A 24,917-nucleotide genomic window follows, 5' to 3' on the forward strand; every position below is an offset into this window, starting at 1 on the left:
TAATTTGCGATACCGATGAACCGCTTTGCGCGATCAGCGTTTAGCGACAGGAGGTATCCTCATGAAAAACCGAGTTCTGACCTGCATTCCCGCTGCTCTTATCGCGCTCAGCGCCTGCGGCGGCCCCGACACTGATGAGCGCGCAGCAGAGGTTCCACCGCCGACCATCGAAGAGTCTGCACCTCGCGTGCCGGCCGATGGCGCAGCCCCGGTCCTGCCCGAGGAGCCGGCCGAGACAAGTGCAACACCGTCCAACGCTGACTGCACGGTCATGTCCGCCGACGGCTTCTGCAATGTCACTTTCGGCATGACAGAGACTGAAGTCCGCGACGCCTATGAGGGAGAGCTCATCGGCGACATGACGGAGAACACGTCCTGCTATTACCTGCGCACCGGCGAGGACAATTACAATGTCCTCTTCATGATCGCCGAAGGCACCATGCAGCGCATTGATATCCGTGACGCGAGCGTGTCCAGCAATGCTGGCGCGGCTGTCGGCATGCCGCTGGATGAGGTCGAGGCGCTTTATGACACCACCAGCCGTACCCCCAACAAGTACAATGCCGACATCGAAGTCCTGAAAGTCGAACTGGGCGATGGCGTGTTCGGCATCTTCGAAGAAGGCGAGGATGGCACTGTCCGCGCCTGGCGCTACGGCGTCGAACCGGCCGTCAGCTATGTTGAAGGCTGCGCCTGAAAACCGGGCCGTGCAGGGCGGTGACGTCCCCCTCCTGCGCGGCCTCCAGGGCCCTGACAAACCAGCGACACCTTCCTGAACCGAACCCGAATGGGCCGGTCAGGCCGGGTTGAGGCGGCCTGTGTTTTCCTGCAGCCATGATGAAACGCATCATGACCCCCCGAGTGGCGGCGCTGGCTTTGGCGGCAACTCCACTCTTCGCGGCCCCGGCGCTCGCGGACGCACCGGGCAGACACGCTGCGGCCAGCCCGGCCGTTTCGGTGAATCTTGGCGATGCATCGCTCTACGTTTCGGTGGGGCATGATCGCTGGCGTGACCGCGATGGGCGCTATCATAATCGCTCGCGCTACGGACAGGCCCCGTGGGAAGTCCGCCAGATGCGCCGGGAAGCCCGCCAGATGTGCGTGCGCGCCGTCAACCGTGCCGGTTATCGCGCCGGCTTCCGCGATGTCGATGTCGACGATGATATCCGCACCCGCCAGATTGGCCGCTATGCCTTCCAGGTGCGGCTGGACGATGTCGAGTTCGAAGGCCGTCGGCGCGAGTTTGAGCGCGATGTGACCTGCATTGTCCGCCGTGGCCGGATCGAGTCCATCTCCGGCATTCCGCAGCCGGGCCGTGGTCACGGCTACCACCGCGGCCATGACGACTATCGCTACGATGACTGGCATCATCGCTATGACCGTGGCCTTCGCGGCGGTCGCCCCGGAAGCTAGCCGCGCCTTCAGGGCCGATCACCTGACAAAAAAGCAGGCCGGAACACGCCAGAGGGCAGGTTTCCTAAGGGAAGCCTGCCCTTCTGCTTGCCTAGAGCGCCCGCCATGCGTAACACATGCGACGGTACACGGACTGATGGAGTAGAGCGGCATGAAGGACGTCATCGAAGCCCTTGAGGCAAAGCGTGAAGAGGCTCGCCTTGGCGGCGGCAAGAAGCGGATCGAGCGCCAGCATGAAAAGGGCAAGCTGACGGCGCGCGAACGCGTCACCATGCTGCTCGATGAAGGCAGTTTCGAGGAAACCGACATGTTCGTGGAGCACCGCTCCAATGATTTCGGCATGGAAGAACAGCGTATCCCGGGCGACGGCGTGGTGACGGGTTGGGGCACGGTCAATGGCCGCCTCGTCTATGTCTTCTCCAAGGATTTCACCGTCTTCGGCGGCTCGCTGTCCAAGGCACAGTCGGAAAAGATCGTGAAGATCCAGAAGATGGCCGCAAAGAATGGTGCACCGGTCATCGGCATCTTTGACGCAGGCGGCGCACGCATCCAGGAGGGCGTCGATTCGCTCGCCGGCTATGCCGACATCTTCATGGAGAATGTCCTCTCCTCCGGCGTCATTCCGCAGATCTCCGTGATCATGGGCCCGTGCGCCGGCGGTGACGTCTACTCCCCGGCCATGACAGACTTCATCTTCATGGTGAAGGACACCTCCTACATGTATGTGACCGGCCCGGATGTCGTGAAGACCGTTACCAATGAGGAAGTTACCCACGAGACCCTTGGCGGCGCGTCCGTGCACGCCAAGAAGTCCGGCGTGGTCGATGGCGCCTTCGAGAATGATATCGAGACGCTTATCCAGATGCGCCGGCTGATCGACTTCCTGCCGCTCTCCAACCGCGATGCCGCGCCGGTGCGCCCAAGCTTTGATGACCCGGAGCGGATCGAGCCAAGCCTCGACTCGCTCATCCCCGCCAATCCGAACACGCCTTACGATATGAAGGAGCTGATCGAGAAGACGGTGGACGAGGGCGACTTCTTCGAGATCAGCCCGGATTTCGGCGCGAACATCATCTGCGGCTTTGGCCGTATGGAAGGCTCGACCGTTGGTGTGGTCGCCAACCAGCCAATGACGCTCGCCGGCGTGCTCGACATTGACAGCTCCCGCAAGGCGGCCCGCTTTGTCCGCTTCTGCGACTGTTTCAACATCCCGATCGTCACCTTCGTGGACGTGCCGGGCTTCATGCCGGGCACCAAGCAGGAATATGGCGGCCTCATCAAGCATGGCGCCAAGCTTCTCTTTGCCTATGCCGAAGCGACCGTGCCGAAGGTCACCGTCATCACGCGCAAGGCCTATGGCGGCGCTTATGACGTGATGAGCTCCAAGCACCTGCGCGGCGATGTGAACTATGCCTGGCCGACGGCAGAGATCGCCGTGATGGGCGCCAAGGGCGCGGTCGAGATCATCTTCCGCAAGGATATTGGCGACGAGAAGAAGATCGCCGAGCACACCAAGATGTATGAGGACAATTTCGCGAACCCCTATGTGGCCGCGAAAAAGGGCTATATCGACGACATCATCATGCCGCACTCAACCCGCAAGCGCGTCATCAAGGCGCTCAGAACCCTCCGCACCAAGGAACTCGAAAACCCCTGGAAAAAGCACGATAATATTCCGCTTTAATCAGAAGCCGTATTTCTCTCTTCTCCTTCTAAATGCGTCAGCACTACCTTCGAGTATGAGTTCAACGGAATCTCGCGTTTCCGACCTGTCCAATGCGCCGATGCAAGGGATGCCTTTGAGCGTCTTAATCGCGCCTCGACTATTGGCGACTTCGAGAGGAATAATTAGCTCGGCATCTCCATTAACTGGGATGTTGGCGTTGTGTGACACAACTATGATTTGCCGTTCTTCTTTTCGCTCTCTGAGCAGAGGCACGAGTTGTTCGTAAACAAATTCATTGTCCAAGTCGTCTTCGGGTTGATCGATTAACACCGGCTCAGACCCCGCGGCGAGTATCATTGACAACACAGTCGTCGATTTCTGCCCTGCTGATAGGTTACGACCGCGTAGCTCTCCTACCTTTTTCCCATCTTCTCTTCGATGAAGTGCCACTGTGACTGCGTCGGGAATTCGCGTGAATAGGCACGTGTTGATCACTTCTTCTGGCATCCAATCGGCGATAGTTTCTAGTTTCTTTCTGGACACGTCACTGGGGAAACCGGGAATGTTAGATTGGCCCTTAGAATATTGGTTGATCCACTCTTCCAAAATTAGCACAGGCGGCAAGTCGTCGGTGAGCCCTTTGGAAAAAGCCGCCTCCAATACTAGTCGCCAGTCTTCTTTGCTGACTCTTCTATTGTCTTGTGGGATGTGCTTCATTTGATTCAGGAACGAACCTAGGTCTCCATGCTTCAAGACCTCGCATTTGACGGTTGGAGCGCCGCTATTGGTTCGTGGTACCGCTTCATTCAATTGCTTTGCGGCTGAAACCCGAACTTCGAACTGAGCACGCCATACTTGGGCCAGTTCGCTCGTGACCAATTCGCGGATTTCCGTGCGAAGCTTGTCGATTCCTTCTAGTTTTTTGGACACGGCAGCTAGGCGTTGCTGCAAGCTGTCAAGCAGTTCTACATTCCGTTTGTGATCATTTGGATCCACTCCATCTGCTTCCAAACTTGCCAGAGCCGTTTCGTACTGCTCTTCAGCCTTTTTGAGTCCGTCCTCCCATTTTTGCCGTTCGGTGTCGTCTTTCGCTGCCGCAGCCTTTGTGCGCGCCGAGTCAATTGCTTGGGCAACATTGATCTTAAGTTCTGCCGATATCTTTTGGATTTGAGCCTGCACGCGGGCTACTATGTCCTTCTGAGGACTCTCTAGGTCAGTTATTAGAAGTTGAAGTGGTAGCTGCGCCGCAACACTGGAAAGTTGCGCCAGGCGCTCTTCCAAAAGTGCTTCAAATCGGCTGATCAGCCGCTTTTCTCGTTCCCAATTCTGCCAACCATCAAGTGCTGCGGACTTATCTTGGACTTTTTTTATTCTTGCCTGCAGCGTCAAAATTTGAGAGCGCAACTCAGCTTGCTCTCTTTGAAGATCAGAGTATTGACTTAGCGCTGAATTCTTTGACTGCAGCGTGGATACCAATTCCCTTTCTATACCTTCCAATTTCTGCAGTTCCGCGCCATTGAGGTCGTCGAGGATATCACGTTGGCGTTTTGGATCGTTAGCTATCTCTTCGATTTGGCTTCTGCTATACACTCTTGCGGGAAAGAAGCTGTCCAATCTTCCGACTTCGGCGTCACCATTTACTGTTGGCTCTCTTCCATTGAAGCAGTCCAGTTGCCACTCGTCTTGTTCGTAATCGGAGCCGGTCCAGTAAGTTATTGATACTGAGCCACCATTTTGTAGCGTGGATTGCAGAGACTCGAAATCGGCTCGGAGAGCTTCGGGGACTTCAGAGGTTCGTCCAAGCGCAATACGTAGATATTCGAGTAGAGTTGACTTTCCTGTTCCTCTGCCGCCGATGAATGCATTTAGGTGCGGAGAGAACTTTATAGCCGTATCAGAGAGAAACTGTGCGCCCTTTACTGAAATGCTGCTTATGTGCGGATGCCCAATCGACTTATCAGGGCAGCTATCATGATCGTCTGAAATTCTTATTCGAGAAGACTCGTCCAAAAATGCTTGTCGCAGAGATTCAATCGACGGCTTCGACATCCTAATCCAAGAAAATCTGTGACCGATGTGATTTGGAGTTTTGTCGGACGGATTTATCGATTTGCAGTCCGAAGACATAAGCTTGGCTATAGGGCGAACTCTCTTCCAAGCTGGATCGCAAAGAGGGCCATTACTCAGCAAATTTTGAAACCCTTGACTCATCTTCGAAACCGATTTTGGAATTTCGACCGCCAACAGTTGCTCACGCCTGAACTCATCTGCTTGAAGCCATTCAGCGATCTTGTTGTTGTCGAATATGCCATCGTTGCTTTGTACATGGGGTAGGATGACAATCCCCTTGTGCTTGCCTTGAACGATGTCCAATATTTCGGAGAGTGGTTTCGACGACGGCAGATGGTCGCCAGACGACGACTGTCTCGGATTAGGTACGCCGCACTCTGTCAGAATGTGATCGATCTCGTTCAAATCTTTGTCCGGATCGAACAGCGCTAAAACATGCACTCCTTTACCTACATTCGCCGTAAATTCAAATCCCGGAAATATTGTTATAGGCGCGCCCTTCGCCTGAGATGATGCTTCCCTCCGGAGCAATGGAATGAAGTCTTTTGAAGCAAAGTTGTGATCAGTGATTGCAATAACTTCCAAAGACTCTGCCAAGCAGCGGCTGATATATTCGGCAGCTGCTTTCGGAGCGTCCACGGACATGTCATATTTTTCACCCATCCAATGCTTAGCATCGGCTGGAGTTTGCATTTGAAGATCGCACTTAAAAAAGCGAGCGCCAGCGTAATCTATCATTCTGCTTTCTTCCTAATTATCTCTCTTTGGTAGAAGAAATAATTCGACTGTGTTGACAATCTCTAATTCCATCCCCGTCTCTCGCGCCCCGTTTATAACCTCTTCCATCCTACGGCCTGACCGGGGAGTCCGGACCAGCTGTGGCTCGCTATTTAGTTTGCCCTCACGCCAAATGGCAGATTCTGCCATTTGGCCATAGCAAGCCTCTTCCGATCTGGTTCAGGCGGTCAAGGCTGCCGCAGGCACGGCGTCCTTCGACAAGCTCAGGATGAGGGCCGCCTGGCCTTGAGGGCCTGAAACAGGTCGGACACGCAGAGCCACTGCCGTGGCCTTCTGCGCTGAAATCAGTCCACTGGACTGATTTTCGGGCGCTCCGAAGACGGGCAAATCCAGATCGGACACGCGCCCTCTCAGTATGTGCTCATCCCGGCGAAGGCCGGGATCTCAGCCAATCTAAGTGCAGCGTTTTCCTCACGAGATCCCGGCCTTCGCGGGAAAGAGTGGCGGTCAGGTTTGCCGCAGACCCCTGCGCAGGCAGGGGTCCATGGCGAACCATCTCGCCGACGGGCTGCCTTCAAAAGAACGGATCATGGATACCTGCCTTCGCAGGTATCTTCGGCAATCATACACCCAACAATTCTGCGCCGCCCCGGACCTGATCCAGGGTCCATCTCCGGCCCTGTCGCCTTGCTGATACGGAGGGAGATGGACACTGTGGTCCCCAGCCTTCGCGGGGGCAGGCAGGCCACGGTGAACCGCCTGACAGATCGAATCCATCCCACACCCCTTCAGACCGGCGCATACTCCCCACCATGCTGACCCGCGCCTGGATTCTCGACATTCTGGACAAGCTGCCGCTTGTCTACTGGCCGGTCTTCTTCTGGGAGGTCTGGTGGTTCGAGCGCTATTGCCGCGCCTATCGGGCGGCGAACCCGGTCGGCCTTCTCGCCATTGGCGTCACGCAGACCGGGCGCATCATCATCAGGCTGCAGAGCGCCGGCGACCGGCCACAAGAAAACGACTGGACGGCGCATGCCCCGCGCGCGCCGTGGCTCCGGCTCGATCTCACACGCCTCGCCTCGGCCCATTCAGACAATTCGGGCACGGCGCATCCGGCGCTGACCTGCCATCAACCAGACATCGGCCTGGTATCGGCCCATGATCGGCCTGCCACCGGCCCGCTCCTGCTCGACCCCGGCTAGCGCGCCCATCCTCTCGAAACCAATCTGAGAACGCCGCAAGTCCCCCGACTCTGCGGCCGCCCGTTCAGGTCTTTTCGAGGGGCGGGCACAAAAAAAACGCCAGCGGGAGACCCACTGGCGTTCTTCATGCTGCAAGGGCCGAGCGAGCCCGGCCCTTTAAAGCTGGATTTAAGCCGCTTCGATCTGGTCGACGGCTTCCTTGCCTTTGCGCGGGTCGATGGCCGTGCTGTACTGCACTTTCTGGCCTTCGGAGAGCGAACGCATGCCGCAGCGCTCAAGCGCGCTCACATGCACGAACACGTCAGTGCCGCCCTGGTCGGGCTGAATGAAACCAAAACCTTTTTGGTCGTTGAAGAATTTTACGGTGCCTGGGGTCATGAAAGAACTCCTATAAGCATTACCCACACGCGACATTGCGAGCAGGGGGGTCGAAACTTTTTTAGGAGTGGTCGAAGTCGAGAGCGCAGCAGACCCCTTCACAGGGCAACCGCAAACAAGGCCTGATAGTCCGGCGAAAGGGTCGAAGCAGCTTCTCTCTACGGTTTCGTGCACTTGTGCAAGGGGAAACCACTGCCCTGATGCATTTGTCATGGGCCGGGCAAGGCCTGGGCCCCCTTCGCGAGGGCCAGAGGCCTGCCCCTGTCACGCCCGCCGGGCTAGGCGGTGGCCGGAACGAATTTCTGGCGCAGATCCTTCTTCAGGAACTTGCCGCTTGCATTGCGGGGCAGGAGGTCATCCTGGAACCAGATGAAGCGCGGCACCTTGTGCTTGGCCATCACGGCAGAGCAGTGCTCGCGCAGGGCAGCCTCGCTCAGCGTCTCGCCCGGTTTCAGAACGATGACCACGCCGACTTCCTCGCCGAGCCGGTCATCCGGCACACCAAACACGCAGCACTCGGCCACCGCATCATGCCGGTAGATGCCGGCTTCGACTTCGGCGCAGTACACATTCTCCCCGCCGCGCAGGACCATGTCCTTCTTGCGGTCGACAAGATAGATGAAGCCGTTCTCGTCGATGCGGGCCACGTCGCCCGTGTGCAGCCAGCCATCGGTGATGGCTTCGGCCGTGGCGTCGGGGCGGTTGAGATAGCCCTTGATGACGGAGGAGCCCTTGACCCAGAGCTCGCCAAGCTCGCCCTGCGGCACTTCATTGCCAAGGTCGTCGACGCACTTGACCTCGAAATTCGGCATGGCGGGGCCGGCACTGTCAGGCTTGTCGACATAGAAGTCTGCGGCGATCGAGGTGATGATGCCGCAGGTCTCTGTCATGCCATAGCCGGTATTCGGGCGAGCCGTGGCGACCTTGTCCTCGATCTTCTGTACGAGGTCTGGCGGGACCTGCGCGCCGCCCCCGCCCAGCGTCATCAGGCTGGACGTGTCGGTCTTGTCGAAGTCGGGATGGTTGATGATTTCGCGGGCCATCACCGGAACGCCGCTCATCGAGGTGATCTTTTCGCGCTCGATAATGCGCAGGGCTTCGCCGGCATCCCAGCGGTACATCAGGACCATCTTGCCGCCTGCTGCCGTGACCGCATAGGCGCCGCAATTATTGGCGGTCACATGGAAGAGCGGGGTCGTGATCAGGCCATTCGGAACGGGCGGCGGGTCAGGAGGCGCTTCGCCGGTGGCCATGAAGACCGCCGCTGCCGAGGATACGCGCGAATACATCAAGTTCATCAAATTCGCGATGCAGCCACGATGGGTGAGCTGCGCGCCCTTTGGAAAGCCGGTCGTGCCGGATGTGTAGAAGATGCAGGCGTCCGAATCCGGATCGACCTCTGCGTCGGGCAGGGCGCCGCCATGGGCGATGACGTCAGACCAGGGCGTGATGTTGTCCGTTGTCTCGTCGAGGCGGACGCCGACCAGTTTGACACCGTCGACCATTGCAGGCTTTTCGCGAACCCGGGCCAGGCGTTCAGAGTCGAGGAAGAAGACCTTTGGCTCGGAATCGGCAAGCGCATAGCTCATCTCTTCGGCGGTCCACCAGGCATTCATGCCCACTACGGTGATGCCCACCGATACACAGGCCCAGTAGACCAGCATCCATTCCGGGTAATTGCGCATCGAGATCGCGACGCGGTCGCCAGGCTGGACGCCCTGCGCGAACAGCCATGACGCAATGGCTGCGACCTGCGCATGCGCGTCGCCATAGGTGAGGCGTTCATCTTCGTAGACGAGATAGTCCCGGTCCGAGAATTCCTGCGTGGCGAGCCAGACGTCGCGAATACTGGGCGGTGCGTTCTTGAATGTCCGGATCCGGTTTCCCAGCACATTTGCCTCGACAATTTCGAAGTCGCCGCCAGGTCCGGTCAGTTGGTCTCGCGCTTTCGCCAGTTCTGCGTAGTACATCCTGCTCCCCGTATGGTGATTTTTTGCGACCATACACATCCTCGCGCCGGGAGAAATGGCGAACCTTGCGGAAACCCGTCCCTTACCAACCCAATGCGTGCCTCGCAGCAGGCGGCAGGCTGTGACTTCGCGCCGCTTAATTGCATGATCCTGGTGATTGCACACGCCAAACTTGTACAATGTTGAAAGAAGAGAAAATTTGTGAAAATTCAGGGCATCGGACGAGCGAAACAGGATGACCCGCAGGATGAAGGAAGACCCGGAGGAGTTGTACCGTCTGGTCTATGTAAGCACTGCTGTCGACAGTCTCACCGATCAAGATATTGAGAGCATTCTGAACGTCTCGCAGAGCAATAATGACGAGCGCTACATCACCGGCTTCCTTGCGCATAATGGCAAGGCCTTCATGCAGGCGCTCGAGGGAGCTCGCGATGAGGTGCAGGATATCTATCGCCGCATTACAAAGGACGACCGTCATACCGGTGTAACGCAGATTATCGGTGAGCCTGTGTCCTGCCGGGCCTTTCCCGAGTGGAGCATGAACTATCATCGGGTCGACAATCAGGGCGGTGCCTCGACCATGGTCATCCGCAATGACGATTCCATTGATGCCTTGCTGAGTGCCGACATGCCGCGGGACCTTTTGTATCTGTTCTCGAAATTCATCCGCATACGCTGAGCCCGGCAGCCTGATTTCATTAACTTTGCGCTGCTAACGCTCTGGAAACAGATTTCTGGAAGGCTACCGCGTATTATGACGAATACAGCTCTTGGGGAATCGATGGAAAACGAGATGCAGCTGATGATGGCGCGCATCGCCCATATCGGCGAGATCAGCGAAGCCGAAGCTCGCCGCATCGTTAACGAGATTTACAAGGATGGCATTGTCAGTCGAGACGAAGCCGAGACGCTGTTTCGCCTGAACAATCAGCTCGCCGAACGCGATCCTGTATGGGTTGAACGCTTCATTGAGGCGATCAAGGATTTCCTGCTCACGCGCGAAGCGCCGGAAGGCTGGATCACCGATGATGAAGCTGACTGGCTGATCGCACAGATGAGCGCCGACGGCCATATCGAGACTGCCAGCGAAATCGACCTGATGCTGACCTTGCTTCGATACGCAGACGGCGCGCCCGAATCGCTCTCGCGCTATTGCCTCGAAGCGATATCGCGGCGGATCATAAAGAATGGCGTGGCTGATGAGGCAATGACCGAGCGCATGCGCCGCATCCTGTTTGCGCCCGCAGGTGAAAGCAGCCTGTTCGTCAGTCGGCACGAGGCCACGATCCTGTTCCAGACCAATGACGCTGTCGCCAATGCCCCAAATGCCATGGTTTGGAACACCATGTTTGCAAAAGCGGTGCTCAACCACCTTGTCGCTGCGGCGCATCCCGACCCTGTCAGCGAAGCCGAGGCGCTGCGGCGCGAAGCCTGGCTCAAGGATACCAATACCAGCGTCAGCGGCTTTTTCGGCCGGATGGTCAATGCCTTCACGAGCGGCACCTGGTTCGACAAGATCAGCTACAATGAAGAAGCCGCGGCCCGCGCCCGCTACAAGGCGAAGGAGTCGGCCCACAAAAAAGGCGCCGTCGTCACTGATGACGAGCAGAACTGGTTCCTGCGCCGTCTCGGATGGGACAAGACGGTCAGTCCGGCTGAACGCGCCCTGGTCGACCTTTTGAAGAGCGAAGCCCCTGGATTTGCCCAGGGCCTGCAGGAAGCAACGAAATCGATCGAAGCGGCCTGATTGCGATACCGGGCCTGTTTGCCGGAAAAGCCGGAGCATTTGGTCGCGCTTTCCCTACGTCACCTCATAGACATTGCGTTCCGTGGGCGATAAGCCACTGCAGTCAATGTGTAACTGCTGTTTCAGGGGGCAGGTTTGTTCAAGAAGATCCTGATCGCCAATCGTGGCGAGATCGCCGTGCGGGTCATCAAGACGTGTAAACGTCTTGGGGTGAAAACTGTCGTCGTCTATTCCGATGCCGACGCGGATTCCATGGCTGTCGAGATGGCCGATGAGGCCGTCCATATCGGCCCTTCCGCAGCTTCAGAGTCCTATCTTGTCATGGACAAGATCGTCGATGCGGTGAAGCAGACCGGCGCCGAAGCGGTTCACCCCGGCTTCGGCTTTCTTTCCGAGAACCCGGCCTTCGCAGAGCGCTTGAAGAAAGAGAATATCGTCTTCATCGGCCCGAATGCGCACGCCATTGAGGCGATGGGCGACAAGATCAGTTCCAAGAAGCTTGCCGCCGAAGCTGGCGTGTCCACTGTGCCTGGTCATATGGGGCTCATCGAGAGCACCAAGGAAGCGGTGAAGATCTCGAAGGACATCGGCTATCCGGTGATGATCAAGGCGTCTGCGGGCGGCGGCGGCAAGGGTATACGAGTCGCCTCCAATGACAAGGAAGTCGAAGAGGGTTTTCCGGCTGTGAAGGCCGAAGCCAAGTCTTCCTTCGGCGATGACCGCGTCTTCATCGAGAAGTTCATCCTCGACCCACGCCACATCGAAATCCAGGTGTTGGGCGACAAGCACGGCAACTGCATCTACCTGTTCGAGCGCGAATGCTCGATCCAGCGCCGCAACCAGAAAGTCATCGAGGAAGCGCCGAGCCCTCTGCTCGATGAGGCAACCCGCAAGAAGATGGGTGAACAGGCCGTCGCACTGGCCAAGGCTGTGAACTATGACAGTGCCGGCACGGTCGAGTTTGTCGCGTCCGGCGTCGACAAGAGCTTCTATTTCCTTGAAATGAACACCCGTCTGCAGGTGGAGCACCCGGTCACGGAAATGATCTCGGGTGTCGACCTCGTCGAGCAGATGCTTCGCGTCGCTTATGGTGAGACGCTGAGCATCAAGCAGAGTGACCTGAAGATCAACGGCTGGGCGGTCGAAAGCCGCGTATACGCCGAAGACCCTTACCGCAAGTTCTTGCCATCCATCGGACGCCTGAAGCGTTTCCATCCGCCTGTGGAAGGACCGCTGAATGGCGGCACGGTACGCCTCGATTCTGGTGTGCGCGAAGGCGATGAGATCTCGATGTTCTATGACCCGATGATCGCCAAGCTGATCACGCACGGCAAGGACCGCGACCAGGCGCTCAACGTTCAGGCTGCAGCGCTCGACCGCTTCCACATCGAAGGTATTCAGGACAATATCCCGTTCGTGGCCGCGGTCATGGATGAGGCCCGGTTCCGCTCCGGAGACATCACGACAGCCTATATCAAGGACGAGTTTCCGGACGGCTTTGAAGGCGTTCCGGCGACGGATTACCAGACGCTGATCCTGACGGCGTCTGCCGCTTATGTGCACGGGCTTTTTGCCCGCCGCGCCGAGCAGATTTCCGGCCGCATGACCGAGCCTGGCGAGCAACGCCGCGACTGGGTCGTTATTCTTGGCGACAAGCATCAGGATGTCGAGCTTGAGCTTGGCGACGGCGAAGCGACAATAACGATTGATGGCACCGACCATACGCTCGTCACCGACTGGTGGCCCGGCACGCATCTCTTTGAAGGGCACCTTGATGGCGAGCCATTTGCCGTCAAATTCTCCGACAGGACTGAAGGCTATGTCTTCCGCCATCGCGGCGTTGCGGTGCGGGCGCTGGTCTGCACGCCTCTGACGGCCAGCCTGCATGCGCGCCTGCCTGAAAAGCCGAAGCCGGATACGTCCAAGCTGATCATTTCTCCAATGCCGGGACTGGTCGTCTCGGTTGACGTGGAAATAGGCCAGACTGTGGAAGAGGGTGAGGCGGTCTGCATCGTCGAGGCGATGAAGATGCAGAACATCATCCGTGCGGAGGCGACCGGCGTCGTGAAGGCGATCAATGTCGGCGCGGGCGACAGCGTCGCCGCGGACGAGATCATGGTCGAGTTCGAATAGGCTGTTTCGCCGAATCGAGAAACTCATCTAGACTGAACGTTCAGTTCAGGAGGCTCCATCATGGGCAATCTGCTTTTCAATCCCCAGGGCCGGATCCTGAAGCACCGTTTCTGGCAGGGGCTGGTAATCCTCACCGTCGCGTCCGTGCTGTTTCAGGCCTTTCAGGTGAGGCTGGGCCCAGCGCTCGGTGTGGGCGGCATGACCGTTTTCTTCCTGCTCGGGCTGTTGCTGCTTTATGCGGAAGTCTGCGTCTACGCGAAGCGCTTCCATGATGCAGGCACCACAGCGTGGTGGATTCTCGCCGTCTGGGTCGGGTCTTTCATCATCAGCATGATCATGAGCCAGCTGTTCGGCTCAGTCTTCCTTGGTGAGCGCGGCGCGGCGATTGAAGCCGAAGTCGCTGAGCGGCTCGCCCAGGGGGAATTCATGGTTGCGATTGAGGCGTCGACCGCCCTCGCCGAAATGGTTCTACCGCTCACGCTCATCACGATTGTGGTCAGCGCCGTTGTCATGGGCTTCATCGTCGGATCGCTGAAAACCCAGCCCGGCCAGAACAAGCACGGCCCGGTTCCGGGTGAGGAATGGCAGGATTTCTAGGGCCTGCGCCTTTTTTCTTATCGTTTATTGATAAAATCCAAAAAGCGCGTATAAGCGTTTTTCGATAAGAACGAGAAGGCCTCCCGGTTATGTCAGACACAAGCAGCGGCCAAGTGCTGGACCCCAAACGCCCCTGGCTCACCGATGAGCGGGAGCTGCCGGGGCACATGAACTGGCTCCACACGCTCTTCGACCCGACCGGCGAATCGCCGCGCCTGCACTTTACGCGGGCCTGGACCTTGCTGTTCACACTTCAGACGATTGTGATCCTGGTGCCTTTCGCCATCGCGACGGTCGTCAACTTTGCGGGCGGCGACGGTTCACCGATTGGCACATTCGGTGTGTATGCCACGCCTGTCGTCTTCGTGATCACGACGCTGATCTCCTATATCATTCATTCGCGCAGGCTGAATGATGCCGGCAAGTGGCCAATCCTCGCGCTGGTTCCGCTGGTGCCTCTGCTGCTTGCCCTCGCAGCCTTCATGGCGACCGCGATGGGCGAAATTCAGAAATATGATCAGCGTTTCGAACAACGCCAGCAATACCTTGCAGATCCGGATGCCTATCTTGAGAGACAGCTCCAGGAGAGCCGCGAGGCGCAGGCAGCCGCTCGCCAGAGGGCTGCCGAAGCTGAAGCCAATGGCGAAGCGGCACCGCAGCAGCGCCGCGGACCGCCTCCGGGGGGACGGGGACAGGCCGATCAGGGGGGCGGCGTTGACAAGCCGCTGCCACCAAAGGCCGAAACAGTGCTCAAGGCTTCACTGCCGACCATTCAGCGGATCATGATTCCACTGAGCGCCCTGATTGCGATCTGGAGCCTGCTCTGGGTTGCGCGGGTGCCTTTCTTCGGAACTTATCCGGGCGATCCGGACTACCGCGCATAGTCAGACGAAGGCGCCGCTTTCAGCAAGGGTGGTTCGGTTTCCGACAGATCGGAAGCGAAGATGGCCTCAAAGGCCTTTTTCAGGGCCGCGTCCGCATCGTCCATCGTTACGGGCAGGCCAAGATCGACCAGGCTGGTCACACCAAGGCCGTCTTCTGCGATGCCGCAGGGTGTGATGCCGCCGAAATGTGTGAGGTCTGGCTCCACATTCAGGCTGATGCCATGGAAGCTGACCCACCGCTTAAGACGAAGGCCGATGGCAGCGATCTTGTCCTCGCGGGTCGGTCCGCCAAGCTGTGTCCGGTCGACCCAGACACCAACCCGTCCGCACCGGACCTCGCCTTTCACATTGAACGAATCAAGCGCCGTAATGACCCAGCTTTCCAGCTTGCGCACGAAGTCGCGAACATCGCGGCCTCTCGCGGCGACATCCAGCATGACATAGGCCACGCGCTGGCCGGGGCCGTGATAGGTGTATTGCCCGCCGCGGCTGGTCTCGAAGACCGGGAAACGGCTCGCATCCTTGAGGTCGTCCGCCTTGGCGCTGGTACCCGCAGTGTAGAGCGGCGGGTGCTCGAGCAGCCAGACAAGCTCGGGCGCACCCGCTTCGCGGATTTCGCGCACCCTGCGTTCCATGAAAGCCACAGCAGCCTGATAATCAACCAGCTCCCGGCTCACAGCCCATTCGACGTTTGGAATTTCTGTCATTTCCCGCATATAGAGGTGCAGGAAGGGCTTCACAAAGCTTCTTTGCGCACTTATACCGCGCGGACTTCCCGCATGGGATACGTGCGGTCGTGGCGGAACTGGTAGACGCGCAGCGTTGAGGTCGCTGTGGAGCAATCCGTGGAGGTTCGAGTCCTCTCGACCGCACCATCCCGTGGGAAGTTTCAGGCAGGGGGTTGCGCAAGCGCCCGGACAAGAGGAGATCTCACCCTATGTCCGACCTGCCAGACCTCCAGACCGATGAACAGGTAGACGAGCCCGAACGCGAGGCTCACCTGGCGCTTGAACAGGATGTGCGCGAAGCAGTATGGGAACAGGATACGCGCTGGCTTTCCCGCACGCTGACTCGCCTGCACCCGGCCGATGCTGCCGACCTTCTTGAACAGCTTTCGACGGATGATTTTGCCGAAGCGGTGAAGCTGCTGCATGGTCAGCTGCCCACCGATATCATCATCGAGCTTCGTGATGAGTATCGCGAGGAGGCGGTTGATGTGCTGCCGGACGAGGCGGTAGCCGCTGTTCTGGAAGAGCTGGATTCCGATGACGTCACGACGATTCTCGAAGACCTCGAGGATGACCGGCGCGAACGCATCCTGGATGAATTGGCGCCGGAAGACCGGGCGTCGCTGGAGCAGGGCTTTGCCTATGCGGAAGACACGGCCGGACGCCTCATGCAGCGCGAATACTTTGCTGCGCCTGAGTTCTGGACGGTCGGGCATGCCATTGATCATGCGCGCGAAAATGCCGATGACCTTCCCGATGAATTCTACGAAGTCTACGTGATTGATCCGACACACCGGCTGAAAGGGCAGGTGCCGCTGGCAACGCTGCTGCGCACGCCGCGCGATGTGAAGCTCGCCGATATCATGGAAGAAGTGCAGTCGAACATCAGCGTCGACATGGACCAGGAAGAAGCGGCCTACCAGTTCCAGAAATACTCACTGGCGTCCGCGCCTGTCACGGACGATGCCGACCGCCTGCTCGGCATGCTCACAGTTGATGACGTGGTCGATGTCATACAGGAAGAGAATACCGAAGACCTCCTGGCGCTGTCCGGCGTGAACTCGGCCGATGGGTCTGACACGGTGCTCGATTCGGTAAAGGCGCGCGCGCCGTGGCTGGCCGTGAACCTTGTCACGGCATTCATCGCTTCGGGGATCATTTCCCTCTTTGAGGGCACGATCGACCAGATCGTGCAGCTGGCCATCCTGATGCCGGTTGTTGCGGCCCTTGGCGGCAATGCAGGCAGTCAGGGGCTCGCGGTTGCGGTGCGGGCCATTGCAGAGCGCGAAATGGACGGCGATGCGAGCCGCCGCGCGATCGTGCGCGAAACGCTGACCGGTCTTGCCAATGGCGTCATTTTCGCAATCGGTGTGGCAGCCATCGCCGGCTTCTGGTTCCAGAGCGTTGGTCTCGCCCTCACCATCGGCATCGCAATGTTCGCAACTTTCGTCTGGGCTGGCTTTTCGGGCGTCATCGTACCGCTCGCCCTGCGCAGGATGGGGGCAGACCCAGCGGTCGCGTCTTCGGTATTCGTGCTGACACTCACCGACGTCATGGCCTTCTTCAGTTTCCTCGGTCTTGCCACACTCATCCTGCTGTAATGGCAGGCCTGAGCATTAGTCGGCGTGCAGCTTGCACCGCTTCGCCGTGAAGCAAGTGGGATGTGCCGCTTTGGAGCATGTAATGAGGTCAGATCTTCGTACGTCCGAGGCTGGACTGAAGCTGATCATGTCATATGAGGGCTTTCGGCCCGTGTCGAAGCAGCTGCCGGATGGTGGCTGGGTGATCGGCTATGGGCATACCCGGGCGGCAAGAGCGAACCTGCGTGTCAGCCAGCCGGAAGCCGCCGCGATCCTTCGCGAATATGACCTCCCGCCCATCGAGAAAGCACTCGACGACCTGTTGCTCGTCCCGGTCAGCCAGACCGAGTTCGATGCGCTGGTGTCCTTCGCCTTCAATATCGGGCTCGACCAGTTCGAGAATTCCGACGTCCTCGCGCACATCAATGCCGGTGACAAGCTGAAGGCCGCCGCCGCTATGGAGAGCTGGCGCAAGGCTCGCGTCGGCACGCGCGACATGATTGTAGACCCGCTCGTACGCCGCCGCGCCGATGAGAAGGCGCTTTTCCTGAAGACCAGTGGCGCTGTGCCGCTCGCGTCGTCCAGCCGGTTCCGCCCGCTCATCGACGACGAAACTGTCCAGCCGGCCCGGCGGTTTGGTGATCCGGCAACAGAACGGTCCAGGCCCACCCCTGCATTTGATCATTCGCGCGACGAAGAGACGGCGCCGGAAGCGGCTGCCCGCAAGGTGCGTGAGCGTTTGACGCGCATTTTGGGCGAGGAAGAAAGCCGCGTCACGAACACAGAGCAACCGGCCCGGCCGTCCAGACCAGTTTCCGAGGAAGCCAGCGTTGAAGAGATACGCGCGGCGATTTCTGCGCTGGTCGACGATTTTGACGACAGGCCTGAAACGGCGTCGCCGGCGACGGGCGACATCGACCTTGAAGAAATCACGCTTGAGGACACGCCGCGTCGGCGCGCCCCGGCCGATGACGGGCTGCACCCGGAAAGTCTCGGCCTGGAGGATGCGCCTTCGAGCGAGCGTAATGGACGCATTTTGATCGACGATGTGACACCTGCTGAAGTCGATCCGGAACTCGTTGAGCTAGCCACACGGGAAACCGACCGGAATGAGGGGCCGGTCGAGATTTTCCTGTTCGGCCTGGTTGCGCTGCTGGGGACGGGGCTTTTTGCCTATGGCGGCGCAGCCAGGTTCGGCTGGTTCGGCTTGGAAGCCGCAGAATTTGAAGGCGCGATGACTTACCTCCCGCCCTTCCTGCTGCTCGCGGGCGGCCTGCTCTTTGTGATCATGGCCTACTATGCGGTCCGCGCCTTCATGGGGCCACGCGACTAGGGCTCGCGAATGCTGCTCTGCACATTGGCAAGTGCGCAAAGTCCAGCTAAATCGGGCAAATGATCCCGAACACATATCCCACATTGAACTTCGATCTCGGCGAAACAGCCGACATGATCCGCGATACGGTGCAAAGTTTTGCCTCCGACCACATCGCACCAATCGCTGCAGAAATTGACCGGACGGATGTCTTTCCGCGCCATCTCCTTCCGAAGATGGGCGAGCTGGGCCTGCTCGGTATCACAGTCGAGGAAGAATGGGGCGGCAGCGGCCTCGGCTATCTTGAGCACGTCGTCGCGATGGAAGAGATTTCCCGCGCGTCCGCCTCAGTCGGCCTGTCCTATGGCGCGCACTCGAATCTTTGCGTGAACCAGCTGCGCCGCTGGGGCAATGATGACCAGAAGCAGCGCTATCTCGAGAAGCTCGTCACTGGCGAGCATCTGGGCGGGCTCGCCATGTCGGAAAGCGGCGCCGGCTCTGACGTCGTCTCCATGAAGCTGAAGGCAGAGAAAAAGGGCGACCGATACGTTCTCAACGGCTCGAAGATGTGGATTACCAATTCGCCGGACGCCGACACGCTGATCGTCTACGCCAAGACAGAGCCTGAGAAGAAATCCCGCGGCATCACTGCCTTCATCATTGAGCGGGGCATGAAAGGCTTTTCAGTCGCCCAGAAGCTCGACAAGCTCGGCATGCGCGGCTCCGAGACGGGCGAGCTTGTCTTCGAGGATTGCGAAGTCCCGGAGGAGAACGTCATGGGCCCGCTGAATGGCGGCGTCGAAGTGCTGATGAGCGGGCTCGACTATGAGCGCGCCGTGCTGTCAGCCGGCCCCACAGGCATCATGCAGGCCTGTATGGATGTCGTGATCCCATACATTCACGACCGCAAACAGTTCGGCCAGTCGATCGGAGAGTTCCAGCTCGTCCAGGGCAAGATCGCCGACATGTATGTCCAGATGAATGCCGCAAAGGCCTATGTCTACACCGTCGCCAAGGCCTGTGACCGTGGTGAGACGGCCCGCAAGGACGCCGCTGGTGCGATCCTGTATGCGGCTGAGACAGCAACGAAGCTCGCGCTCGACGCGATCCAGCTCCTCGGCGGCAATGGCTACATCAACGAGTACCCGACGGGCCGCCTGCTACGTGATGCGAAGCTCTACGAGATTGGGGCAGGCACGAGCGAGATCCGCCGCTGGCTGATTGGACGTGAGCTGTTTGGCGAGACGGCCTAACCGACGGACTGAAGGCGACCTCGGGCCTCGTTCAGCACCTGTCCGATAATGGTTGATAGCTCACGCTCATCGACAGGCTTGCTGACATAGGCGTCAAAGCCCTGCGCCAGGTATTTCTGCTTGTCACCCGCCATCCCATCGGCGGTGAGCGCGATGACGGGAACATCCTTGTTCGGTCCCGACGAGTCCCGCAGCATCCTGAAGGCGCGGCTACCATCGAGCGTCGGCATGTGAATGTCCATCAGGACTATGTCGACAGGCGTATGGGCGAGCGTGTTCAAGGCGTCCTGACCGTCGACCGCCTCGACAACTTCAATTCCCATCTGCTCCAGAAAGGAGCGGGCGACGCGCCGATTGATGAGATTGTCATCCACGACCAGCGCGGTGCGTGCTGTGACCACACGAGAAGGCGTGCGCGCTGCCTGATTGCGACTGGGTAGCTGCGATACGGGCGTGTAGGCATTTTCAGCGGACTCTACATTCAACGTGAAGACCGAGCCTTCGCCCAGCTTGCTGACCACGCTGAGATCGCCGCCCATGAGGCGAGCAAGCCGGCGTGTGATGGCAAGGCCCAGACCGGTCCCGCCGAACCTGCGGGTGATCGAGCCGTCTTCCTGTTCGAACGACTCGAAGATGCGCTCAAGCGCCTGAGGGGAGATGCCACAGCCTGTGTCGCGCACATGGACCGTCACTACATGTCGGCCATCATCTTTCCTGGCGCTTGTTACAACGATCAGAATCTCGCCTTCTGCGGTGAACTTGATCGCATTGGAAACAAGATTGCTGATGCACTGGCGCACCCGTACCGGATCCAGCTGCAGCGAAGACGGAACATCCGGCGACACATGGACCGAGAGCTTCAGGCCCTTCTCTTCGGCCATTGGCTGGTAAAGGCGCTCAATATTGCTCATCTTGTGGCGCAGGTCCGTTGCGACAGGCGACACTTCGACCTTGTCTGCCTCAATCTTGGAGAGATCGAGAATATCGTTCAGGAGCGACATCAAGGTCTGGCCCGACTCCAGGATAATTTCGACCTGTTCCTTCTGCGCAGGTGACAGCTCATCATTGTAGAGCGTCTGGGCCATACCGAGCACACCGTTGAGGGGCGTCCGGATTTCGTGGCTCATATTGGCGAGAAATTCCGACTTCAGGCGCGTCGCCTGCTCCGCAGCGTTCAGCGCGGTCTTCAGTTCGTGCGCCTTGCGGCGTTCTTCGCGGATATCCCTGAAATGCGAGATGAACACCTGTTCGCCCGTGACCGGCAAGAAACCATTGTCCAGCGCGACCTCCACATGGATCTCACTGCCATCCTTGGCCAGGATAGTATCGTCGGTCGTATAGTGGAACGTGCCACCTTCAGCAATTTTCGCTTGGATTTCGGCAACGGTGGACTTGTTGCGAAGGCCATCGAATATGAAGGCGCTCTCGCCGATCAGCTCTTCGCGGGCATAGCCTGTCAGCGCAAGCATGGCATCGTTCACATACTGGATTCTGGCATTCGCATCGGCCACGGTGATGCCGTAGGAAGTGTTGTCGCAAGCCATGCGAAGGAGGCCGGCCGTATCGATCGCTTCGTCGCGTTCGCGGGCGATGTCAGTAATCTCGTGAGAGGAGCACAGCACGCCGCGCTCGGTTGGCGTGATCGTCGTCTTGAGCACCTTCTTGAGGTGAGAGGCGGCCCTGCCTTCCTGCGTTATCATGGTGACCGTTTCGCCGGTCTCCAGCGCCTTCCTGACACAACGAACCATCTCTGAATCGCGGTAACTCGGATCGAATTCGAAGATCCGGCGACCCACCACGCTTCCGCCATCGGGGAGAATCGACCTGTTTGTCAGAGCGTTGGCCTGACTCCATTCGAAATCGATGATCTCGCCATCTTTATTGCGAATAGGCACGACTTCGCAGATGACGATTGGTAACTTGTCAAACAGGTCCGAGTACATGGCATTGGCCTTTCTGGTGCACCCACGCTCATTAACTGACCTGATAGTGTTAAGACGGTGTTAGCTACACCGACCCGATGCAGCCCAGCCACCACTGTAGGGACTGAAACAGATGACCCTGGATGAATACAACGCATTCTGCGCGTCCCTGACGCATTCCACACATGTCGTGCAATGGGGCGGGGCCCATGTCTGGAAGATTGGCGGGAAGGTCTTCGCGATCGCTCACGACACTGAGGAGGGGGGCACCTTCAGGGCGAGTTTCAAGGTCTCGGAACTGGCCTTCGACATTCTCAGGGAACAGCCAGGATGCAAAGGGGCACCTCATCTTGCTTCGCGCGGAATGAAATGGATCCAGAGATATTCGGACGAGAGCATGGATGATGCGGCCCTGAAGGACTATCTCGCCGAGAGCTACCGCCTCGTTTCTCTCGGTCTGACTCGGAAGCTGCAGAAGGAGCTCGGGCTGAACCAGTAGGTGCAGCGCCCGATGGAACTCACGAAATCAGGTGCCCGTTTCGTCAGGAGACTAGACTGATCAGGCAAGGAGACTGCATGACCCTCACGACCAGGCATTTCGGCGTGGATATTCCAAAAATCGGATTTGGCACGTGGAAACTCAGGGACGAGACCGCCCAGATGGCAGTATCGAAAGCCATCGAAGCGGGCTATCGCATGATCGATACAGCACAAGCCTATGAGAACGAAACGCATGTGGGCCGGGGCATCGCAGATGCACAGCTGCCACGGGAGGAGCTTTTCGTCACGACCAAGGTCTGGATGTCGGAGTTCAAGGATGGTGACCTGCAGGATGCCGTTGCCCGGAGTGTCGAAAGGCTGAGTACGGATTATTGCGATCTCATCCTGTTGCACTGGCCCAATCCGGACGTGCCGCTCGAGGAGACGCTCGGCGCGCTGAATGATGTGCATGACAAGGGGCTGACCCGGAATATCGGTGTGTCCAACTTCACATCGGCGCAGCTCGGCCAGGCGGTGAAACTCTCCAGGGCACCGATCCTGACAAACCAGGTCGAGTATCACCCCTTCATCAACCAGACCCCCATCCTGGAAGCAGCGCACGCCCTTGGCTCATCGGTAACGGCTTACTCCCCGTTGGCGCAGGGCAGGATCTTCGATGATCCCGTGCTGAACGAGATCGGCGAGGCGCATGGCAAGACACCAGCCCAGATCGTTATCAGATGGTGTGCGCAGCAACCGGGCGTGATCACTATTCCGCGTTCGTCGTCGCCGGACCATATTGCATCGAACAATGATGTGCTCGACTTTGAACTGACGGCCGATGAAATGGGTCGCATCACGGCCCTGAACGCCATCAATGAAAGACTGATTAATCCGAGCTGGGCACCCGAATGGGACAGGGCGGCCTGAGCTGTTCTTGGAGTCAGACTGGTTCCATCTGGACGCTGGGAATATTGTTGGAAGGGCCGTAGCAGAAATCATGCAGCTTTCCCGACTGGATCGCCGCCCTGGCTGCTTTGTATCCGGCCTCCACGGCCTCGTCATAGGCTTCCCAGTCGCGAAGCTCGATATCGCGCAGTTCCGGCAGGACAAGCATGTCAACGAGTTCGCGTCCGGCAATCGGATTGACGCTGATCGTGGCGGATCGCATCAGCAGTCCGGCAATCGGGGGCGCTGCGGAAAATCCATTGCGCCAAACCCAGCTGAGAAAGCCGGGAGGATTGACGAAGTCATCCGCCTTCAGGCCCTCCGGGGCTCGCGCAACATCTGAGCCGACGACAATGCCGCGGTGCAGCTCCCGCATCACATCGGTGGGGAAATTGTTGAGTACGGCACCGTCAACCAGAACCTCTCCGTCATCCACCACCGGCGGCAGGATACCGGGCAGGGAAATCGTCGCACGAAGGGCCTTGCGCAGCAGGCCGCGCCGGTGAATGCGATAGGTGCCGTCCGTAAGATTGGTCGACACCGCAAAGAATGGCACTTCCAGGTCGCTGATCTCGGCATCGCCAAAATGTTCATGCAGGCGATTGTTCACCCGCTTGCCGCGCACCATGCCGACAACAGGAAGATTGTAATCGCCGAGCGGATTGGTCTCGACAAACGCCTTGCGGATGCGCTGGTCGATCTCCTCGTCATCCCAGCCCATGGCCACACAGCCGGCAACGACCGCCCCCATGGATGCCCCGCCAATAAAGTCGATTGGAATATTGGCTTCGCGGAAAGCGCGGACGACGCCTATGTGAGCGTAAGCACGCGCGCCGCCGCCGGACAGGACAAGCCCCACAGAGCGGCCCGCCATCACACGTGCCAGGCGGTCGCATGCGGCATCATCCATGCCGCGCCAGTGGAAAATACGGGCGGCACCTGCTGCATCGAGCCATTCGCCCGGTCTGGAGACTTCGCGTTCAGTGCCGTGATGCAGGAGCAGAACGTCGATCAGCTTTAACGAGCGCGCTGGTGAATTGTCCGGCGGCATGAGCGGAATGGAGGGGCGCGCATCGGCGCGGCCGACCACCCAGATACGGTCCGCCTGACGGATGGACAATCGATACCAGGAGGACGCGCCGACCGAGGAGATGAGTATGACGACATCATTATTGGCTTCGAGGTCATCGAAAAAGCGGGCTGGTTTCTCGTCGCCTTCGCTTTCTCCGACAATGTGGGACGTCAAGCCCAGCCGGTCTAGCGACGCTTTGAGCGCCCGCGCCCGCAGGCTGAGATCGATGGTTGGGGATGTTGCGACAAGCGCGAAGACCTTCGGGGCATTGCGGCGGTTGGGTTTTCGCCCTTCGCGCAGCCGCGTCAGCATCAGCCGGATCATCGAGTTCAGGATTTCCGGTTCAGCCTTGACGATCCTGTCGAAGCCAGCGCGGGAGATTTCGAGAATTTCCGTGTCGCGAAGGGCATAGACCGAACTCGTATGGGGGGCATTGTCTGCGATACCATCGCCGTCTTCATCGATCGCGCCTTCGAACAGCGCCATTTCCCCGACGGGCTCGCCGGCCCGGATGTGGCCGATGAATTCGCTGCGGCCGTCAGGCGTTGTGCTGAACGCGCCAAGCGACCCTGACAGGACGAAGTAGATGGAGCTGGAAATGTCCCCTGTCTTGAACAGCTCCCACCCCGCCGGCAGAGAAAACCAGCGTGCCTCGCGCCCAGCCGCCTTCAGCGCTCGCTTGGGAACGTCACCCAGGAAAGGAATGGATTTCAGCGTTGGCGCAATGTCGAGACTCATGTCTCTGAATGTGTTCATCCCGAAGCCATCTGAAAAGGCCTTGCTGGATTTTGTGAGCCCGGGTGGCTTAATCGGTTTGAACATGC

At 58.8% G+C, this 24,917-nt stretch carries 20 protein-coding genes and 1 tRNA gene; 15 read left to right on the forward strand and 6 right to left on the reverse strand.

Going from position 1 to position 24,917, the window contains the following annotated elements; all coding sequences use genetic code 11:
- Positions 1–61 precede the first annotated feature (61 nt).
- The 3 genes from B8746_RS01980 (at position 62) to B8746_RS01990 (ending at position 3,097) form a co-directional block, all read left to right on the forward strand.
- Positions 62–697, forward strand: coding sequence for a hypothetical protein (locus B8746_RS01980; RefSeq protein ID WP_084391550.1), 636 nt, complete (start codon positions 62–64; stop codon positions 695–697).
- 152 nt (positions 698–849) lie between these two features.
- Positions 850–1,413 carry a hypothetical protein gene (locus tag B8746_RS01985; protein ID WP_143434503.1) on the forward strand — a complete coding sequence of 188 codons (564 nt, stop codon included), beginning with the start codon at positions 850–852 and terminating at the stop codon, positions 1,411–1,413.
- 151 nt (positions 1,414–1,564) lie between these two features.
- The gene (locus B8746_RS01990) at positions 1,565–3,097 is read left to right on the forward strand and encodes an acyl-CoA carboxylase subunit beta (protein WP_084391552.1); all 1,533 of its coding nucleotides are present in this window, start codon (positions 1,565–1,567) and stop codon (positions 3,095–3,097) included.
- On the opposite strand, the gene B8746_RS01995 is transcribed toward B8746_RS01990, so the two are convergent.
- Positions 3,098–5,887, reverse strand: a complete 2,790-nt coding sequence (locus B8746_RS01995; RefSeq protein WP_084391553.1) for a TrlF family AAA-like ATPase — start codon at positions 5,885–5,887, stop codon at positions 3,098–3,100.
- An 812-nt stretch (positions 5,888–6,699) separates the two neighbouring features.
- Here B8746_RS01995 and B8746_RS02005 point away from each other — a divergent pair.
- Positions 6,700–7,089, forward strand: a complete 390-nt coding sequence (locus B8746_RS02005; RefSeq protein ID WP_084391555.1) for a hypothetical protein — start codon at positions 6,700–6,702, stop codon at positions 7,087–7,089.
- A 168-nt stretch (positions 7,090–7,257) separates the two neighbouring features.
- On the opposite strand, the gene B8746_RS02010 is transcribed toward B8746_RS02005, so the two are convergent.
- On the reverse strand, positions 7,258–7,467 hold the full coding sequence (locus B8746_RS02010; RefSeq protein WP_084391556.1) for a cold-shock protein: 210 nt from the start codon (positions 7,465–7,467) through the stop codon (positions 7,258–7,260).
- A gap of 278 nt (positions 7,468–7,745) precedes the next feature.
- Positions 7,746–9,437, reverse strand: coding sequence for a class I adenylate-forming enzyme family protein (locus B8746_RS02015; protein WP_084391557.1), 1,692 nt, complete (start codon positions 9,435–9,437; stop codon positions 7,746–7,748).
- Between the two features lie 235 nt (positions 9,438–9,672).
- On the opposite strand from B8746_RS02015, the gene B8746_RS02020 reads away from it, so the two are divergent.
- The 5 genes from B8746_RS02020 to B8746_RS02040 all read left to right on the forward strand — a co-directional run bounded on the left by B8746_RS02020 (position 9,673) and on the right by B8746_RS02040 (position 14,798).
- On the forward strand, positions 9,673–10,116 hold the full coding sequence (locus B8746_RS02020) for a BLUF domain-containing protein (RefSeq protein WP_233123831.1): 444 nt from the start codon (positions 9,673–9,675) through the stop codon (positions 10,114–10,116).
- Positions 10,117–10,191: 75 nt separating this feature from the next.
- Positions 10,192–11,184 carry a hypothetical protein gene (locus tag B8746_RS02025; RefSeq protein WP_084391558.1) on the forward strand — a complete coding sequence of 331 codons (993 nt, stop codon included), beginning with the start codon at positions 10,192–10,194 and terminating at the stop codon, positions 11,182–11,184.
- Positions 11,185–11,319: 135 nt separating this feature from the next.
- Positions 11,320–13,317 carry an acetyl-CoA carboxylase biotin carboxylase subunit gene (locus tag B8746_RS02030; RefSeq protein ID WP_084391559.1) on the forward strand — a complete coding sequence of 666 codons (1,998 nt, stop codon included), beginning with the start codon at positions 11,320–11,322 and terminating at the stop codon, positions 13,315–13,317.
- 60 nt (positions 13,318–13,377) lie between these two features.
- Positions 13,378–13,914: a DUF805 domain-containing protein gene (locus tag B8746_RS02035; protein WP_084391560.1), complete on the forward strand. Its 537-nt coding sequence runs from the start codon at positions 13,378–13,380 to the stop codon at positions 13,912–13,914.
- A gap of 89 nt (positions 13,915–14,003) precedes the next feature.
- Positions 14,004–14,798 carry a DUF805 domain-containing protein gene (locus B8746_RS02040; protein ID WP_084391561.1) on the forward strand — a complete coding sequence of 265 codons (795 nt, stop codon included), beginning with the start codon at positions 14,004–14,006 and terminating at the stop codon, positions 14,796–14,798.
- Here B8746_RS02040 and lipB read toward each other — a convergent pair.
- Complete coding sequence (gene lipB, locus B8746_RS02045; protein ID WP_084391671.1) at positions 14,786–15,505, reverse strand: lipoyl(octanoyl) transferase LipB; 720 nt, start codon at positions 15,503–15,505, stop codon at positions 14,786–14,788. The two genes, B8746_RS02040 and lipB, sit on opposite strands and share 13 nt — an antisense overlap.
- Before the next feature lie 83 nt (positions 15,506–15,588).
- Here lipB and B8746_RS02050 point away from each other — a divergent pair.
- The 4 genes from B8746_RS02050 (at position 15,589) to B8746_RS02065 (ending at position 19,671) form a co-directional block, all read left to right on the forward strand.
- Positions 15,589–15,673, forward strand: a tRNA-Leu gene (locus B8746_RS02050).
- A 62-nt stretch (positions 15,674–15,735) separates the two neighbouring features.
- Positions 15,736–17,127: a magnesium transporter gene (gene mgtE, locus B8746_RS02055; protein WP_084391562.1), complete on the forward strand. Its 1,392-nt coding sequence runs from the start codon at positions 15,736–15,738 to the stop codon at positions 17,125–17,127.
- An 82-nt stretch (positions 17,128–17,209) separates the two neighbouring features.
- Positions 17,210–18,439 (forward strand): lysozyme, encoded by a 1,230-nt coding sequence (locus B8746_RS02060; RefSeq protein ID WP_084391563.1) that lies wholly within the window; start codon positions 17,210–17,212, stop codon positions 18,437–18,439.
- A 59-nt stretch (positions 18,440–18,498) separates the two neighbouring features.
- Positions 18,499–19,671, forward strand: a complete 1,173-nt coding sequence (locus B8746_RS02065) for an isovaleryl-CoA dehydrogenase (protein WP_084391564.1) — start codon at positions 18,499–18,501, stop codon at positions 19,669–19,671.
- On the opposite strand, the gene B8746_RS02070 is transcribed toward B8746_RS02065, so the two are convergent.
- Entirely contained in the window at positions 19,668–21,614 is a 1,947-nt protein-coding gene (locus tag B8746_RS02070) for an ATP-binding protein (RefSeq protein WP_084391565.1), read from the reverse strand. The two genes, B8746_RS02065 and B8746_RS02070, sit on opposite strands and share 4 nt — an antisense overlap.
- A 112-nt stretch (positions 21,615–21,726) precedes the next feature.
- On the opposite strand from B8746_RS02070, the gene B8746_RS02075 reads away from it, so the two are divergent.
- Positions 21,727–22,092: an MmcQ/YjbR family DNA-binding protein gene (locus B8746_RS02075; protein WP_084391566.1), complete on the forward strand. Its 366-nt coding sequence runs from the start codon at positions 21,727–21,729 to the stop codon at positions 22,090–22,092.
- Between the two features lie 77 nt (positions 22,093–22,169).
- Positions 22,170–23,003, forward strand: a complete 834-nt coding sequence (locus tag B8746_RS02080; RefSeq protein ID WP_084391567.1) for an aldo/keto reductase — start codon at positions 22,170–22,172, stop codon at positions 23,001–23,003.
- Positions 23,004–23,016: 13 nt separating this feature from the next.
- Here B8746_RS02080 and B8746_RS02085 read toward each other — a convergent pair whose 3' ends face one another.
- Positions 23,017–24,915: a patatin-like phospholipase family protein gene (locus tag B8746_RS02085; RefSeq protein ID WP_233123834.1), complete on the reverse strand. Its 1,899-nt coding sequence runs from the start codon at positions 24,913–24,915 to the stop codon at positions 23,017–23,019.
- Positions 24,916–24,917: the final 2 nt, after the last annotated feature.

Source organism: Henriciella pelagia (assembly GCF_002088945.1).
Lineage (GTDB): Bacteria > Pseudomonadota > Alphaproteobacteria > Caulobacterales > Hyphomonadaceae > Henriciella > Henriciella pelagia.